16 protein-coding genes are annotated in these 14,710 nt (G+C 73.8%); 10 read left to right on the forward strand and 6 right to left on the reverse strand.

Going from position 1 to position 14,710, the window contains the following annotated elements; all coding sequences use genetic code 11:
• The first annotated feature begins 442 nt into the window (after window positions 1-442).
• The 3 genes from V1J52_RS10525 to V1J52_RS10535 all read left to right on the forward strand — a co-directional run bounded on the left by V1J52_RS10525 (window position 443) and on the right by V1J52_RS10535 (window position 3,432).
• On the forward strand, window positions 443-1,879 hold the full coding sequence (locus V1J52_RS10525) for a PepSY-associated TM helix domain-containing protein (RefSeq protein WP_330139385.1): 1,437 nt from the start codon (window positions 443-445) through the stop codon (window positions 1,877-1,879).
• A 279-nt stretch (window positions 1,880-2,158) separates the two neighbouring features.
• Window positions 2,159-2,545 (forward strand): 5-carboxymethyl-2-hydroxymuconate Delta-isomerase, encoded by a 387-nt coding sequence (locus V1J52_RS10530; protein WP_330139386.1) that lies wholly within the window; start codon window positions 2,159-2,161, stop codon window positions 2,543-2,545.
• Window positions 2,542-3,432: a Gfo/Idh/MocA family protein gene (locus V1J52_RS10535; protein ID WP_330139387.1), complete on the forward strand. Its 891-nt coding sequence runs from the start codon at window positions 2,542-2,544 to the stop codon at window positions 3,430-3,432. The genes V1J52_RS10530 and V1J52_RS10535 overlap by 4 nt, the downstream gene beginning before the upstream one ends.
• 70 nt (window positions 3,433-3,502) lie before the next feature.
• On the opposite strand, the gene V1J52_RS10540 is transcribed toward V1J52_RS10535, so the two are convergent.
• On the reverse strand, window positions 3,503-4,978 hold the full coding sequence (locus V1J52_RS10540; RefSeq protein ID WP_330139388.1) for an NsdA family TPR-like regulatory protein: 1,476 nt from the start codon (window positions 4,976-4,978) through the stop codon (window positions 3,503-3,505).
• A 246-nt stretch (window positions 4,979-5,224) separates the two neighbouring features.
• Here V1J52_RS10540 and lipB point away from each other — a divergent pair, with 246 nt between their 5' ends.
• From lipB to V1J52_RS10560, 4 genes are all read left to right on the forward strand, one after another.
• Window positions 5,225-6,061 (forward strand): lipoyl(octanoyl) transferase LipB, encoded by an 837-nt coding sequence (lipB, locus tag V1J52_RS10545; protein WP_330139389.1) that lies wholly within the window; start codon window positions 5,225-5,227, stop codon window positions 6,059-6,061.
• Between the two features lie 116 nt (window positions 6,062-6,177).
• Window positions 6,178-7,158: a lipoyl synthase gene (gene lipA / locus V1J52_RS10550; protein WP_330139390.1), complete on the forward strand. Its 981-nt coding sequence runs from the start codon at window positions 6,178-6,180 to the stop codon at window positions 7,156-7,158.
• 189 nt (window positions 7,159-7,347) lie between these two features.
• Window positions 7,348-7,602 carry an SCO2195 family GlnR-regulated protein gene (locus tag V1J52_RS10555; protein WP_443075797.1) on the forward strand — a complete coding sequence of 85 codons (255 nt, stop codon included), beginning with the start codon at window positions 7,348-7,350 and terminating at the stop codon, window positions 7,600-7,602.
• A gap of 10 nt (window positions 7,603-7,612) precedes the next feature.
• Window positions 7,613-8,308, forward strand: coding sequence for a DUF4191 domain-containing protein (locus V1J52_RS10560; protein WP_330139392.1), 696 nt, complete (start codon window positions 7,613-7,615; stop codon window positions 8,306-8,308).
• 135 nt (window positions 8,309-8,443) lie between these two features.
• Here the strand turns inward: V1J52_RS10560 and V1J52_RS10565 are convergent, their stop codons facing one another.
• Window positions 8,444-8,911 (reverse strand): RDD family protein, encoded by a 468-nt coding sequence (locus V1J52_RS10565; protein ID WP_330139393.1) that lies wholly within the window; start codon window positions 8,909-8,911, stop codon window positions 8,444-8,446.
• Window positions 8,912-9,175: 264 nt separating this feature from the next.
• Between V1J52_RS10565 and glnA the strand changes: the two genes are divergently transcribed.
• Window positions 9,176-10,591 carry a type I glutamate--ammonia ligase gene (gene glnA / locus V1J52_RS10570; RefSeq protein ID WP_330139394.1) on the forward strand — a complete coding sequence of 472 codons (1,416 nt, stop codon included), beginning with the start codon at window positions 9,176-9,178 and terminating at the stop codon, window positions 10,589-10,591.
• 402 nt (window positions 10,592-10,993) lie between these two features.
• On the opposite strand, the gene V1J52_RS10575 is transcribed toward glnA, so the two are convergent.
• The 4 genes from V1J52_RS10575 to V1J52_RS10590 all read right to left on the reverse strand — a co-directional run bounded on the left by V1J52_RS10575 (window position 10,994) and on the right by V1J52_RS10590 (window position 13,079).
• Window positions 10,994-11,422 carry a hypothetical protein gene (locus V1J52_RS10575; protein ID WP_330139395.1) on the reverse strand — a complete coding sequence of 143 codons (429 nt, stop codon included), beginning with the start codon at window positions 11,420-11,422 and terminating at the stop codon, window positions 10,994-10,996.
• 93 nt (window positions 11,423-11,515) lie between these two features.
• Entirely contained in the window at window positions 11,516-12,280 is a 765-nt protein-coding gene (locus tag V1J52_RS10580; RefSeq protein ID WP_330139396.1) for a hypothetical protein, read from the reverse strand.
• A 14-nt stretch (window positions 12,281-12,294) separates the two neighbouring features.
• On the reverse strand, window positions 12,295-12,879 hold the full coding sequence (locus V1J52_RS10585) for an RNA polymerase sigma factor (protein WP_330139397.1): 585 nt from the start codon (window positions 12,877-12,879) through the stop codon (window positions 12,295-12,297).
• On the reverse strand, window positions 12,876-13,079 hold the full coding sequence (locus V1J52_RS10590) for a hypothetical protein (RefSeq protein WP_330139398.1): 204 nt from the start codon (window positions 13,077-13,079) through the stop codon (window positions 12,876-12,878). The genes V1J52_RS10585 and V1J52_RS10590 overlap by 4 nt, the downstream gene beginning before the upstream one ends.
• A 576-nt stretch (window positions 13,080-13,655) precedes the next feature.
• On the opposite strand from V1J52_RS10590, the gene V1J52_RS10595 reads away from it, so the two are divergent.
• Together V1J52_RS10595 and V1J52_RS10600 are read left to right on the forward strand one after the other, a co-directional pair.
• Window positions 13,656-13,832, forward strand: coding sequence for a hypothetical protein (locus V1J52_RS10595; protein ID WP_330139399.1), 177 nt, complete (start codon window positions 13,656-13,658; stop codon window positions 13,830-13,832).
• A 254-nt stretch (window positions 13,833-14,086) separates the two neighbouring features.
• Window positions 14,087-14,695: a hypothetical protein gene (locus V1J52_RS10600; RefSeq protein ID WP_330139400.1), complete on the forward strand. Its 609-nt coding sequence runs from the start codon at window positions 14,087-14,089 to the stop codon at window positions 14,693-14,695.
• Window positions 14,696-14,710: the final 15 nt, after the last annotated feature.

Raw genomic sequence — 14,710 nt, forward strand, 5'->3', positions numbered from 1 at the left:
GACCGGCGGAGGGGGACTGATGGGGGGAGGTCGCATCCTTCAGGGCCACGTATCGCTGAACGAGCGACGTGGGCGATGGTCACTGGCGGACGGCGTCCGGCCGCCCGCCGGCGGCTGCTCCGCGGGCCTCCCCGGGAGGACGCCCGGTCCCCCTCCGGAGGGCGCGTCCGGAGGCAGGCCGGGGTGAACTCGCCCGCTTGTGCCCGGAGTCCGGAGCCGAAGTCCAAAGTCCGGACAGTCCCGGGCGGTGCTGTGACAAACATCGTTCAGGACCGGTCAGATACGGGCGTGATCATGTCATGATTCCGTGAATCCGGGCCTCCGGGGACACCGGAATCAGCGACCCCGGCCCCCGGAGTACCGGCTCGACCCGCCCCGCCACCGCCCCTCCCGGCGCACCGTCCCCGTGCGCGACCCCCTACCCCGGAGGAGCACCTCGCCCATGTCCGTCGACACCCCTGCCCAGAAGCCCGCCCCCGGCGCGGCACCGGCCCGGCCACCGGCCCCGCGCCCGTCCGCCTGGTCCGCCCTGCGCCCCGTCGTCCTGCGCCTGCACTTCTACGCCGGTCTCCTCGTCGCCCCCTTCCTGCTGGTCGCCGCGGTCACGGGGGGCCTGTACGCGGCGTCCTACCAGATCGAGCGCGTCGTCTACGCCGACGAGCTGTACGTCCCCGGAGGGGGGACCGTCCTGCCGCTGGACCAGCAGGTGGACGCCGCCCTGGACGCCTACCCGCAGGGCACCCTGACCGCGGTGTGGCCGTCCGCCGGACCCGGCGCCACGACCCGCGTCCTCATGGACCACCCCACCGCGCCGGAGGGCCGCGCCCTCGCCGTCTTCGTCGACCCCCACACCGCCGACGTCACCGGAGACCTGGCCAGCTACGGCAGCAGCGGTGCGCTCCCGTTCCGCGCCTGGATCTCGGAGTTCCACGCCGGGCTCGGCCTGGGCGACCCGGGCCGCTTCTACAGCGAGCTGGCCGCGAGCTGGCTGTGGGCCGTCGTGCTCGGCGGCCTCGCCCTGTGGCTCACCCGCCGCCGTGCCGCCCGGAAGCTGCGCGGCACGAAGGGCCGCCGCCGCACCCTGGCCGTGCACGGCACCGTCGGTGTGTGGGTCGCGCTCGGTCTGCTCGTCCTCTCCGCGACCGGCCTGACCTGGTCGCAACTGGCGGGCGGGAACGTCGGGGACCTCAGGTCGCAGCTCGGCGGCACCACGCCTTCGATTCACATCGGCGGCGGCGAGCACGCCGGGCACGAAGGCCACGCCGGAGACGGAGGCGGCACCTCCGGCCACGACACGTCCGGCGTGCGGGAACACGTCAGCCTGGAGCACGTCCTGACGACCGCCAGGACGCAGGAGGGCCTGACCGGGCCCGTCGCGATCACCGTGCCCGCGCCGGACGGAGCGGGACCGGCCGCGTACGTCGTCAAGCAGACGGACGCCCAGGTGCCGCAGCGCATGGACCAGGTGGCCGTGGACGCCACCAGCGGTGAGGTCACCGGACGGCTCGACTTCGCCGACTACCCGCTGCTGGCCAAGCTCACCTCCTGGGGCATCAGCCTGCACGACGGCAAGCTGTTCGGCCTCGCCAACCAGATCGCGCTGTTCGCCGTCGCGGCCGGGCTCGTCGTGCTCATCCTGTGGGGCTACGCGATGTGGTGGAACCGGCGGTCCGGCCAGGCCCCCCGGTATGCCGTCGGCCGCCCGTACCCGCGCGGCGGACTGCCCCGGACGCCGCCGCGCGTGCTGCTGCCGCTGCTGGCCGCCGCGGCGCTGGCGGGCTGGTTCGTGCCGCTGCTCGGCCTCAGCCTGCTGGCGTTCCTGGCCGTGGACACCGGCCTGGGAGCCCTGGCCCGGCGCCACGGCCGCAACTCCGCCTGAACCCGCCGCGCCGGACGGCGCCTGCCCGCCGCGGAGGCAGGCGCCGTGCGGCGCGCACCCCGTCCCGCGCCCCCACGACCCGCGGGCCTCCGCGGACCACCGGCCGTGCACCGGCCGTGCACCGGCTGTGAAGCGGCTGTGAAGCGGCTGTGAACCGGGTCGCACCGGCGCCCCGCGCCGGACTGGAGGAGGCGCGGGCGGGTACCGGCATAGGCTGGGCCCCGCCCCGGGCGCCGATCACCCCGCGTCACCCCGCGTACCGACCAGGAGGAACCCACCGTGCCGCAGATCACCGTCGACTACGCGGCGCCACTGGCCGCCGCGTTCGACCGCCACGCCTTCGCCCTCGCCCTGCACACGGTCACCGAGCAGACCATCGGCGCCTCGGTCGCCGCGTGCAAGACGCGCTTCCGGCGCATCGAGGAGTGCGTGATCGCGGAGGGCGAGGAGCGCGTGGACATGATCCACATCGAGGTGGCCGTCCACTCGGGCCGCACCCAGGAGGCCAAGACGGAGCTGGCCCGCGCCGTGTGCGAGATGGCCCGGACCCGGCTGCACGCCGCCCCCGGACGGCGGCTTGACGTCTCCGTCCACGTCGGGGAGATGGACCGGCAGGCGTACGCCGCCCACCAGGAGGACGCCCGGGACCAGGGGGTGCCCGCGTGAGGATCGGCCTGCTGGGCACCGGTCACTGGGCCGCGCACACCCACGCCCGGGCCCTCGCCGGGCACCCGGGCGCCGAACTGGCCGGGGTGTGGGGCCGCCGCCCCGAGGCCGTCGCCGCGCTCACCGAGCGCTACGGCTGCCCGGGGTACGCCGACGTGGACGCGCTTTTGGCCGACTGCGACGCCGTGGCCGTCGCCCTGCCGCCCGACGTGCAGGCCCCGCTCGCGGTCCGGGCCGCCGAGGCAGGCCGCCACCTGCTGCTGGACAAGCCGCTGGCGACGACGGTGCCGGGCGCCCGCGCGGTGGCCGAGGCCGCCGCGCGCAGCGGGGTGCGCTCGGTGGTCTTCTTCACCCTGCGCTTCGCGGAGTCCTCCGCCCGCTGGATCGCCGAGCAGTCCGCCGCCGGGGGCTGGGTGACCGGCCGGGCCGACTGGTACTCGCCCGTCTTCGGCGGCGCCGACAGCCCCTACACGGCCTCGCCCTGGCGCCGCGAGAAGGGCGCGCTGTGGGACGTCGGCCCGCACGCCCTGTCGCTGCTGCTGCCCGTCCTCGGGGACGTCGCCCCCGAGGACGTCACCGCCGCCCGGGGGCCGGGGGACACCGTCCACCTGCTCCTGCGGCATGCGGGCGGAGCCTCCAGCAGCGTCACGGTCAGCCACTCCGTGCCGCCGGCCGCCGCCGGTGTCGTCGCCGAGCTGCGCGGCGCCGCCGGGGTCGTGGCGGTGCCCGAGCGGGACGAGCCCGCCCACGCCGCCTACGCCCGCGCGGTGGACGCGCTGCTCTCCGGCGAGCCGCACCCCTGCGACGCCGCGTTCGCGCTGCGCGTCACCGAGCTGCTGGCCGCCGCCGAGCAGCGCCTGCCCGCCGCGACGGCCACGGCACCGTGACACGGCGGCCCGGTCCGCGGGGAACGGACCGGCCCGCCGTGCCGCCCCCGCCGGCCCGGAAGCGGCGGCGTCAGTCCAGGGCGGCCACCCGCTCGCGGTAGCCGCGCACCGGGGGCGCGTCCCGGTACGGCTCCAGCCGCCGCTCGAAGTCCCGGACGTACTCGTGGGCCCGCACCGAGCGCAGCTCGGACACCGCCCTGGCGGCGTCCGCGCCGAGCGTGCACGCCTCCTCCACCTCCCCGAGCCCCAGCCGCGCCGTCGCCAGCACGATCCGGGTCAGCACGCGGCTGCGCGCGTAACCCGGAGCACGCAGCTCCAGCGACCGTTCCGCGTACCGGGCGGCGGTGCGGTACTGCTGGAGGTCACGGTGGCAGTGCGCGAGGTCGTCCGCGAGCTGCGCCTCGTCGAAGAAGCGTGCCCAGTGCGGCACCTCCTCGCCCGGCCCGGCCGCCTCCAGCGCCCGTTCGGCCCGCGCCAGGGACGCCGTCGCCGAGCGGGCGTCGCCGAGCACGCCGTGGGCGCGGGCCTCCGCGGCGTGCAGCAGCGCCTGGACGGGGGCGGGCACGGCCGTACCGAGCCCCTGCTGTGCCACCCGGGCGAGCTGCACCGCCTCCCGGCCGTGCTTCAGGTGGACGGCCTGGCGGCTCATCGTGACCAGCACGTAGCCGCCGTAGGTCCGGTCCCCGGCGGCCTGCGACAGGCGCAGCGCCTGCACGAAGTACCGCTGGGCGAGGCCGTGCGCGGCGATGTCGTACGCCGTCCAGCCCGCGAGCCGCGTCAGGTCGGCCGCCGAGGCGAACAGGCGGCGGCCCAGCACCTCCCCGTAGGTGCCGCGCAGCATCGGCTCCGCCTCGTGTTCCAGGTACCGCACGAGCGCCTGCCGGGCGTGCCCGCCGCCGTACGCGTGGTCCAGGGCGCGGAACAGCTCGGCCACCGAGCGCAGGGCCGCGACGTCGCCGCCGGTCACCCGCTGTCCGGGGCCGCGCTCGACCTGCTCCATGCGGTCCACCCGCAGCCGGGCCACCGTCGGCCCCCGGCCCTGCGGGGGTACCCGGGGCAGCGGTGGCGGGTCCCCGCGCCCCACCCGCTCGTCGGGACGGCCGATCAGCCAGTCGCGGCTGGGCACGACGAGCCCCGCCGCGGTGAACGCGATCTTCCGCAGCTCCCGGTGGCTCCCGGCGTCTTTGCGCCACAGCCCGCCGACGATGTCCACCGCCTCGCGGGGCGTCGCGGCGAACTCCAGACCCGCGTACACCGGGGCGCACGGGTCCAGGCCGAGGTCCTGGGCGGTGAGCCGGCGGCCGAGCCGCCGGGTGAAGACCTCGGCGATGAGCGCCGGGGTGGTGCCGCGTGGCTGCTGACCGCGCAGCCAGCGGGTGACGGAGGTCTTGTCGTATCTGAGGTCGAGGCCGTGTTCCAGGCCGAGCTGGTCCACCCGGCGGGCCAGGCCCGCGTTGGAGAAGCCCGCCTCGGCGATGAGCGCGGCGAGCTGGCGGTTGGGCGTGCGCTGCTGGGAGGGGCGGCTCCCAGGTCGTTCCGTCGACATCGGCTGTGCGGTCTCCTGCCTGTCGTTCGGTACAGACGCCTGGGCGCCCTGCGGAAACGGCGTGAATGTAACGGCCTGGCCAGCCCCGGCTTGGCGCTTGGCGCGGTATTCATCCATACGTGTGAGTGCGAGCGGTGCCCGCTCCCCGCCGCCGCCCGAGGCGACACCACCCGTCCGCCGTACAGTGGGCGTCAGACGTGCGGACGGCACGGATGGCCGTCCGCGAGCACGAGAGGGGAAGCCGCCGTGAGCGAGCTGCGCTTTGTCCACCTGGGCTTCGGCGAGGACGCGGTGGAGTACCGGGCGGCCTGGCAGCGGCAGCGCGACGTCCACGCGGCGCGGTTCGCCGACGAGATCCCCGACACCTGCCTGCTGCTGGAGCACCAGGCCGTCTACACCGCCGGGCGGCGCACGCTGGACAGCGAGCGCCCGCTCGACGGGACGCCCGTCGTCGACGTGGACCGGGGCGGCAAGATCACCTGGCACGGCCCCGGGCAGCTCGTCGGCTACCCCATCCTGAAACTGCCCCGCCCGGTGGACGTCGTCGCCCACGTGCGGCGCCTGGAGGAGGCGCTGATCCGCACGTGCGCCGAGTTCGGCGTCGAGACGACGCGAGTGGAGGGCCGCAGCGGGGTGTGGGTGCTCGGCGATCCACTGGAGCAGCGCCGCGCGCTGGGCGGCCTCGCGCTGGACTTCGGCCCCCGGCCCGCCGCGGCGTCGGGCCCCGGGCCCGACGCCGCGGGGCCGGACGCGGCCTCCGGGGGCGACGACGACTACGACCCGCGCCTGATGGGCCCCGAGTACGCGCCGTCCAACGCGGGCCAGCGCGGCGAGGACCGCAAGCTGGCGGCCATCGGCATCCGGGTCGCCAAGGGCGTCACCATGCACGGCTTCGCGCTGAACTGCGCGCCGGACAACACGTCCTTCGACCGCATCGTGCCCTGCGGCATCCGGGACGCCGGGGTCGGCTCGCTCTCCGGCGAACTGGGCCGCACGGTCACCGTCGCGGAGGTGCTGCCGGTCGTCGAGAAGCACCTGCAGGCCGTCCTGGAGTCGGCCGAGCCGCTGCCGCGCGCAGTGTGACGGTCACCACCGTGCGTCCTGGCCTTGGTAACCGTGGCGCACCATCGTGAAAGACGGCGCGACCATGGGGCGTACCCTGGAAGACGCCGAGGAATCGAAAGCTTTAGGAGCCGGACGTGTCCGCTGTCGCACCCGACGGTCGCAAGATGCTCCGCCTGGAGGTCCGCAACAGCCAGACCCCCATCGAGCGCAAGCCCGAGTGGATCAAGACCCGGGCGAAGATGGGGCCGGAGTACAACGCGCTCCAGTCCCTGGTGAAGAGCGAGGGCCTGCACACGGTCTGCCAGGAGGCGGGCTGTCCCAACATCTTCGAGTGCTGGGAGGACCGCGAGGCGACGTTCCTCATCGGCGGCGAGCAGTGCACCCGGCGGTGCGACTTCTGCCAGATCGACACCGGCAAGCCCGCCGAACTGGACCGCGACGAGCCGCGCCGCGTGGCCGAGTCCGTCCGCCAGATGGAGCTGCGGTACGCCACGATCACCGGCGTCGCCCGCGACGACCTGGAGGACGGCGGCTCCTGGCTGTACGCGGAGACGGTGCGGCAGATCCACGCGCTGATGCCCGGCACCGGCGTGGAACTGCTGATCCCCGACTTCAACGCCGTCCCCGAGCAGCTCGCCGAGGTCTTCTCCTCCCGCCCCGAGGTGCTGGCGCACAACGTCGAGACGGTGCCGCGCATCTTCAAGCGCATCCGTCCCGCGTTCCGCTACGAGCGCTCCCTGGAGGTCATCACCCGGGCGCGCGAGGACGGGCTCGTCACCAAGTCGAACCTCATCCTCGGCATGGGCGAGACCCGCGAGGAGGTCAGCCAGGCCCTGCGCGACCTGCACGAGGCGGGCTGCGAGCTGATCACCATCACCCAGTACCTGCGGCCCACGCCGCGCCACCACCCCGTCGAGCGCTGGGTGAAGCCGCACGAGTTCGTGGAGCTCCAGCAGGAGGCCGAGGAGATCGGCTACGCGGGCGTCATGTCCGGCCCGCTCGTCCGCTCCTCCTACCGCGCCGGACGGCTGTACCAGCAGGCCGTCGAGCGCCGCGAGGCGGCCGCGGCGGCCGCCGTCCCCGACGCCGCCGCGGCGGCGGGCGGAGCGGCCTAGCAGCCGGACCGCACCGGGGCGGCCGAAAGGCGTTCCACGCCTTTTGACCGCCCCGTCACGCGGTGGTAACACCATGCGGTGACGCTGGTGCGGTGGCCGGCCCCCGTCCTGCCCCGGTCCCGCCCGCCCGTCCGCGTGTGCCCGTTCCGTCCCGTTCCGCCACGCCCTCCGGAGGTCCCGACCATGGTCCTGCAGGCAGCCGACGCCCCCCGCACGCCGGTGCGCCAAGGCCGTCCCGTCGACCACGTGACGGTCACCGCCGCCCGGCCGTCCCTCTCGGACGCCCTGCGCGCGCTGGAGACCGTCCTGCTGCGCGGCGGCCACAGCACCGCCCGGCGCAACGCCTGGACGTCCGTGCTGGAGGACCGCCGCAGGGCCAGGGACCGGCTGGAGGTCGCGCACGTCCTGCAGGCCGCAGCGGAAGGCACGCGCCGGGCCACGTAAACTTCCTCCCATGGCGAGGAAGGAACAATCCGAGAACCCGGGGCGGCTCAAGCAGATCGCCCTGACCTACAAGATGACCCGAAGGGCCGACCGCTGGATCGGGTTCATCCTGCTCGGCGTCGGTCTGCTCACGTTCGGTGTCGTCCTCGGCATCGGGTTCCTCATCGGGCACCCGGTGTACCTGGGCATTCTGGGCTTCCTGCTGGCCTTCCTCGCGGTGGCGATCGTCTTCGGCCGACGTGCCGAGCGGGCGGCGTTCGGGCAGATGGAGGGCCAGCCGGGAGCGGCGGCGGCGGTGCTGGAGAACATCGGGCGCGGCTGGTCCGTGACCCCGGCCGTGGCGATTAACCGCAGCCAGGACGTCGTCCACCGCGCGGTGGGGCGCCCCGGCGTGGTGCTGGTCGCCGAGGGCAACCCGAACCGGGCGCGGGGCCTGCTGGTCTCCGAGAAGAAGAAGATGGCGCGGCTGCTGGGCGATGTCCCCGTGCACGACGTGATCGTCGGCAACGGCGAGGGCGAGGTGCCGCTGAAGAAGCTCCGCACCACCGTGGTGAAGCGGCCGCGCGTCCTCGCGGGCTCCCAGGTGACCGAGATCAACGACCGGCTGCGGGCGGTCGGTGACCTGATGAACAACATGCCGATCCCGAAGGGGCCCATGCCGAAGGGCATGCGCATGCCGAAGGGTGGCCAGGGCGGCCGTCGCTGAGACCGGGCCCGCCACCGGGCCACGGCCGTGACGAGGGAACGAGGGGCACGCCGGTCACCCGGCGTGCCCCCCTTCGCGACCTGGACGGGCCGGAACGGCGGGGCGGCCCGGACGCGGCGAGGGTGACCCGGAGCGTCAGGTGCGGACCTGGACGGCGCCCGAGAGCCGGTCGTGCAGTCCCCGGGTGTCCCGGTCCCACACCAGTGCCGGGAGGGCGAGCACCAGCAGTGCCGTGCGCAGCAGCACCCGGGGCACCGACAGCCGTCCGCCCGTCACCGACAGCACCTGCAACCGCAGGATCCGCTTGCCCGGCGTCGAACCGACCGTCCCCACCGTCAGGAACGACATCACGCCGAAGACCAGCAGCGTCCAGTTCCCCGTCCCGCTCACGCCCGAGTCCGACAAGAGCCCGTAGGCGATCACGAGGCACAGCAGCCAGTCGATGAAGATGGCGGCGAACCGGCGCCCGAGCGGCGCGACGGAACCCGGCCCCTCCTCGGGCAGGCCGAGCCGTTCACCCCGGTAGCCGAACTCCGCGCCCATCTCCTCGGCCGCGGCGCGCGGGCCCGAGAGCCAAGATCCGATTGCCTGCCTTTTGTCCACGCGTCCACGGTAGCGCGCGTGCTCCGCGAGGCGGACGGCGGCCGCCCGTCCGCGCAGGCGGGGACCGTATGCGAACGCGCGCCGGGCCCGTCGCGGCGCCCGGGAAGCCGGGCCACCGGGTCGCGCCTGGTTAACATCGGCGAAACAATCGGGTCATGCTGGAGAAATCCCGTATGCCTAGGGTCGAGCCCAGCGGGCCACCGCACTGGGCTGCGACCTTTAGCTGCAATCCCGTCCCGTCGCGGCGGGACTAGGAGGACTTGGATGTTCCAGAACGCCGACGAGGCCAAGAAGTTCATTTCGGACAACGACGTGAAATTCGTCGACGTCCGCTTCTGCGACCTGCCGGGGATCATGCAGCACTTCACGGTCCCCGCGGACATCTTCGACCCGGCCGAGCACCTGATGTTCGACGGCTCCTCGATCCGCGGCTTCCAGGCCATCCACGAGTCCGACATGGCGCTCGTCGCCGACCTGTCCACCGCGCGCCTGGACCCGTTCCGCAAGGACGCCACCCTCAACGTCAACTTCTTCATCCACGACCCGATCACCGGCGAGCAGTACAGCCGCGACCCGCGGAACGTGGCGAAGAAGGCCGAGGCGTACCTCACCTCCTCCGGCATCGCCGACACCGCCTTCTTCGGTCCCGAGGCCGAGTTCTACGTCTTCGACGACGTCCGCTTCGAGACCAAGGCCAACGCCGGGTACTACCACATCGACTCCGAGGCCGGCGCCTGGAACACCGGCGCGATCGAGGACGGCGGCAACCGCGGCTACAAGGTCCGCTACAAGGGCGGCTACTTCCCGGCCCCGCCGGTGGACCACTTCGCGGACCTGCGCGCGGAGATCTCCCTGGAGCTGGCAGCCGCCGGGCTCAAGGTCGAGCGCCAGCACCACGAGGTCGGCACCGCGGGCCAGGCGGAGATCAACTACAAGTTCAACACCCTGCTCGCCGCCGCCGACGACCTGATGCTCTTCAAGTACATCGTGAAGAACGTCGCCTGGCGCAACGGCAAGACCGCCACCTTCATGCCCAAGCCGATCTTCGGCGACAACGGCTCCGGCATGCACGTCCACCAGTCGCTGTGGAGCGGCGGCGAGCCGCTGTTCTACGACGAGCAGGGTTACGCGGGCCTCTCGGACACCGCCCGCTACTACATCGGCGGCATCCTCAAGCACGCCCCCTCGCTGCTGGCCTTCACCAACCCGACGGTGAACTCCTACCACCGCCTGGTCCCCGGCTTCGAGGCCCCGGTGAACCTGGTCTACAGCCAGCGCAACCGCTCCGCCGCGATGCGCATCCCGATCACCGGTTCCAACCCGAAGGCCAAGCGCGTCGAGTTCCGCGCCCCGGACCCGTCCTCCAACCCGTACCTGGCCTTCTCCGCCCTGCTGATGGCCGGCCTGGACGGCGTCAAGAACAAGATCGAGCCGGCCGAGCCGATCGACAAGGACCTCTACGAGCTGGCCCCCGAGGAGCACGCGGGCGTCCCCCAGGTCCCCACCTCCCTCCCGGCCGTCCTCGAAGCCCTCGAAGCCGACAACGAGTACCTCCAGGCGGGCGGCGTCTTCACCGGCGACCTCATCGAGACGTGGATCGACTACAAGCGCACCCACGAGATCGCCCCGATGCAGCTCCGCCCCCACCCCCACGAGTTCGAGCTCTACTTCGACATCTGAGCGGCCCGGCCGGGCGACCCGGGCGGAAGCCCGGGAGGCAGGCTCTGGCCTGTGCGCCGAGTGCGCGCCGCCCCGCCAGCGCTCTGACGTGATGTCAGTTGGGCAGTCCGAGGGCCGTCACCCCATGGCCGGGGTGGCGGCCCTCGCTGGCTTGGCCGGGCTCTGCGCGGCGGCACCTCCTCGGTCTCCTGGGAGCTGATCAGAACGGCGCGGAGACAGCACTATGCATCGTGCGTGACGAGTCGCGGGCGGCCTCACCGTGCCACCACAGGGCCTCCGAGCCCCCAGCCCACCCGTCTCTTGTGCCGGTGGACGGCTGTTTCCAGGCGGGGAGGGGGAGAACCAGCAGATCGTGCGGCGTTCCTGCCTCCCCCCGCGGTAGCTCAGAAGGTGGCGGGGGAGTCAGCGTGTGTCCCAGCGGCGCAGCAGGGTTCCGTCGGCGGCGTAGAGGACGGTCTCCAAGCCGTCCGACAGGCCGGCTCCCGCGCGCCGCAGATGGTCGCGGACGAGGGCGTCCAGCGCCTCGGCACGTTGGTGGTCCTCGGGGCCGAGTTCCGTGCGTACCACGACGAACGGTGTGCCGTCGGTCCGGCTGTGCCGGTACAGGAGCCGCACCCCCTGGGCGTCCGTGCCGCTCGCGGCTGACCGGAACCGCGCGGCGTTCTCGGCGGCCCGCTCTTCCAGTAACGCCGCCGAGGAGGGTCCGTCCACGGAGTCGCGCCCCCGCGGCGTGCTCTCGTCGGGGGCCGTCGACCTGCCCAGGAGGAAGGCGGCGGCCACGAGCACCGCGGTGAGTGTGACGCCGAGGACGGTTCGCCATGGGCGGTGCAAGGTGCGCTCCTTCGGAGGGTGGGACGGCGCGGTGTGCCGGGGTGGTCCGGGAACGATTGTCCCGGGTCGGGGTGGGCACGCGGGCCGGGGGCGTCACAGGGCGGGGTGATGTCCGAGGTGGCGGGCCAGGGTGGGGTCGGGCCAGGGGAGGAGGCTGGTGTCGGGGTCGGGGTCGCCCTTCAGGCTCTGGACGGCGTGGGCCAGCGCCCGGGACAGGGTCCCGGTGCGGGTGTGGAAGGTTCCTGCGGTCCAGCTTCCGGCGGTTTCGTGACGCCGCAGGGCGCGCCAGGTACGCAGGAGCATCAGGGACGTCAGCGGTCGCGGTTCGCGGCGGGCGGCCGGGGGGCGGGCGGGTCGGCGCTCGCAGCGGGGGGCGGAGTCGGCGGTGTCGAGGTCGGCGGCCTGGCGTGCCCAGTGCCGGGCGTGCCGCAGTTCGCCCCGGGTCAGGTGGAGCAGGTACAGGCATTCAGCGGCGGCCGGTTTCCCGGCCCCGGCAGCGAACTGCCAGAGGAATTCGGCCTGTTCGTCGCGGTCGGCGAGGTGGAGCAGGCAGGCGAACACCAGGGCGCCGTCGGGGTCGATCTGGTGGGTGGCGGCCAGCGCGGCGATGAGCTGGGCGGCGCCCGGGCCGTGGACGGCCCAGTAGGAGAGCTGCCGCAGTTCGCGGGCGGCCCGTTCCCGTCGGGGCAGGGCGGCGGGGGGAGGAGGGCCGCCCCGGGCAGCGCCGCGTGCGACCGCCTCGGCGGCGGCGTCCTCCAGCCGGTGACGGGATGCCCGCCCCTCCTCCGCGCCGGGGTGGTCGTGGGGGAAGGCGCGGGCGTCGTTCAGGAGGTCGTCCAAAGTGCGCGGCGGCTGCATGGGGGCGGTACTCCTCATTCCTCGTCGGGTCCGGGCTCCAGGCCCAGTTCGTGGGCGAGCCGTTGGCGGGCGCGGTGGCGGTGGGAGCGCACGGTGGCCTCGGTGATGCCCATGATGGCGGCGGTCTGCGCCGGGTCGTAGCCGAGGACGTCGCGCAGGACCATCACGTCGAACTGCCGGGCCGGGAGCCGGGAGATGGCGGCGTACAGGCCGATGCTGGTCTCCATGGCGGCGAACTCCTCGCGGGTGCCTTCCAGGACGGCGCGGCTGACGCGCCCGAAGGAGGCCGTCTCGACCATGGCGGACTCGCGGCCCTGGGCTATGAGGATCTCGTCCACGGCCTCCTTGAGCTGGGCCCAGGCGCTGGAGGCGGGGCTGGCCTCCTCCATCAGCCGCGACCAGCTCCGCATGAGGTTCTGGAAGACGCGGTGGGCGACGCGGCCGGCGAGCCGCGCGTCGCCCAGGTGCAGTTCCGCGTAGGCGCGGTAGGCGGGCCAGTAGCGTTTGTGGAAGGCCCAGAAGACGACGGGGATCACGTGGGGCGCGCGCAGTGCGGGTCGGGGCGGTCTCGGGTGGTTCCTCTCCTCGTCGTCGTTCACGCCCGCTCCTCCTCGCCGGGGGGAAGGGCCGGTCCGCCGCGCCGGTGGACCGGGGCGGCGGTGTACCGCGGTTCGCCGAGTGACGCGGCTCCCACTCTGACGCCCGCCGCGAGTCCGCGCCGGGCCAGGCGCGCCGCGTCCGGCACGAAGACGCGTACCGCGGTGGTCAGTGCCAGCGCGCCGATGAGCACCTCGTACAAAAGGTTCTGCCTTCCATCTCGTCGGTTCCGTCGGCACGGCTGGCCCCCGCGCTTCGCATGTCGTCGCGTGCCGGAGGACGGGTTGTCCTCACTGGCCAGCTAACCGGTCAGGGGTGGGCAAACGTGGAGGGCACTTGTGGGGAATTTCCGCAGAACATGACCACGTGTGTGCTGCATATGCCCTTCGCATAGCCGGTACCGACCGGTAGTGATCCGTTCACCCTTGGTTATCAGCCGTGACCTGCGCTTCCGTGGCCCCACGCGTCACGGGCGTGACGGTGGGCCGGTGGGGCCCCGGCGAGGAGGGTGACGCACATCACAGGCAGGGGCGGTGGGGTCGGGATGCGTACGCGAGGGCCGCGGTCGGCGGAGCGTGTGGCCCGGGTCCGCCGACGGGACGGTGTGGCCGTATCCGGCGGGCCGTCCTGTCCCGTACCGGCTGTCCCTGGGTGTCGCCGCTCCCCGCCGGCGGAAGGGGCCCCGCGTGGGGCGGTCGCTCCACGACCGGCCCGGCGGACCCGCGGGCCGGTCCGACGTCCGAGGGAGTGTGGGAACTCTCTCCCGTGCCGCGTCCGGGTGAACCGGCCGGAAGCGGTCTGCGGGAACGTGCGGCTGGACGTCGCACCGGGCGACACCGTCCGCCTGGAGACCGAGGCGACGACCACGGGCCTCAGGTCCGGTGAGGTGCCGCACGTCAGGTACCAGGTCGGGGACCTGGGCGGCGCCCAGGCGGACGTCGTCCTGACGGACTGAGCCCCTGCCGCGGAGGGGCCGGTCCGGGGGCGCCCCGGGCGGGCCCCGGTGGCGCGTGCGGTCGTCCACCACGCGCCCCGCGGCTCTCGCATGACCGTGTGGATTGTCATCCTTTCAGGTGGTTTACCGGCGTTGCGCGGTCTGCGCGTTCTGGTGGTCAGATGATTTTCCTTCGGGTCGTGGTCCTGCGGCCCGGAGAAGGGATGGTGCGAACACCGATGAGCGCGAGGCGACGAACAGTTCTGGGGGCCGCCGTGGCCGCCCCCTTGCTGGCCCAGTTCGCGGGTGCGGCGTCCGCCGCGGCGGACGACACGTGGGGCACGGTATCCGACGGCTGGGTGGAGATCCGCTGGACCGGGCAGGTGCGGGAGGAGATGGACCGGCTGGGGGCCGTGGTCGAAGCGGTGGCTCCGGCCCGGCTGGTCACGGACACCCGGGGCACGGCGGTCCGGTTCCCCGTGCGCGCGGGCAAGGGCGACCCCTCCGTGAGGCGCCTGTCCGACGTCGAGGGGGACAGCGCGTTGGAGGGCGGGATCACGGTCAGCACACCACGCGGCGAGTTCCGGATCGTCGCCTTGCACGGCGTCCTGCGGGACGGGGTGGCGTCCGGGAGGTGCACGGCCAACGGCGTCGAGGTCGGGCACCGTTCGGTGTTCCGCTGCGGCCTGGACGAGGGCTCGCTCACCACCAGCGGCGCCCCGGCGGGCCAGCCGCTGAGAGTGCGGGTCAGCGAGGTGCCGCTGCACGCCACCCCCGAGCTGATGGAGGCGTACGTCGCCACCTTCGGCGAGCCCGTGTTCACCGCGGGCACGCTGCTGGGGTACGTGACCGCGGAGGGCGTGTACACGCCGCCGAAGCCGTGAGGTGACAGCCGGCCC

Origin of the sequence: Streptomyces solitudinis (genome assembly GCF_036323765.1) — a bacterium.
In the GTDB taxonomy this organism is placed as follows: Bacteria; Actinomycetota; Actinomycetes; order Streptomycetales; family Streptomycetaceae; genus Streptomyces.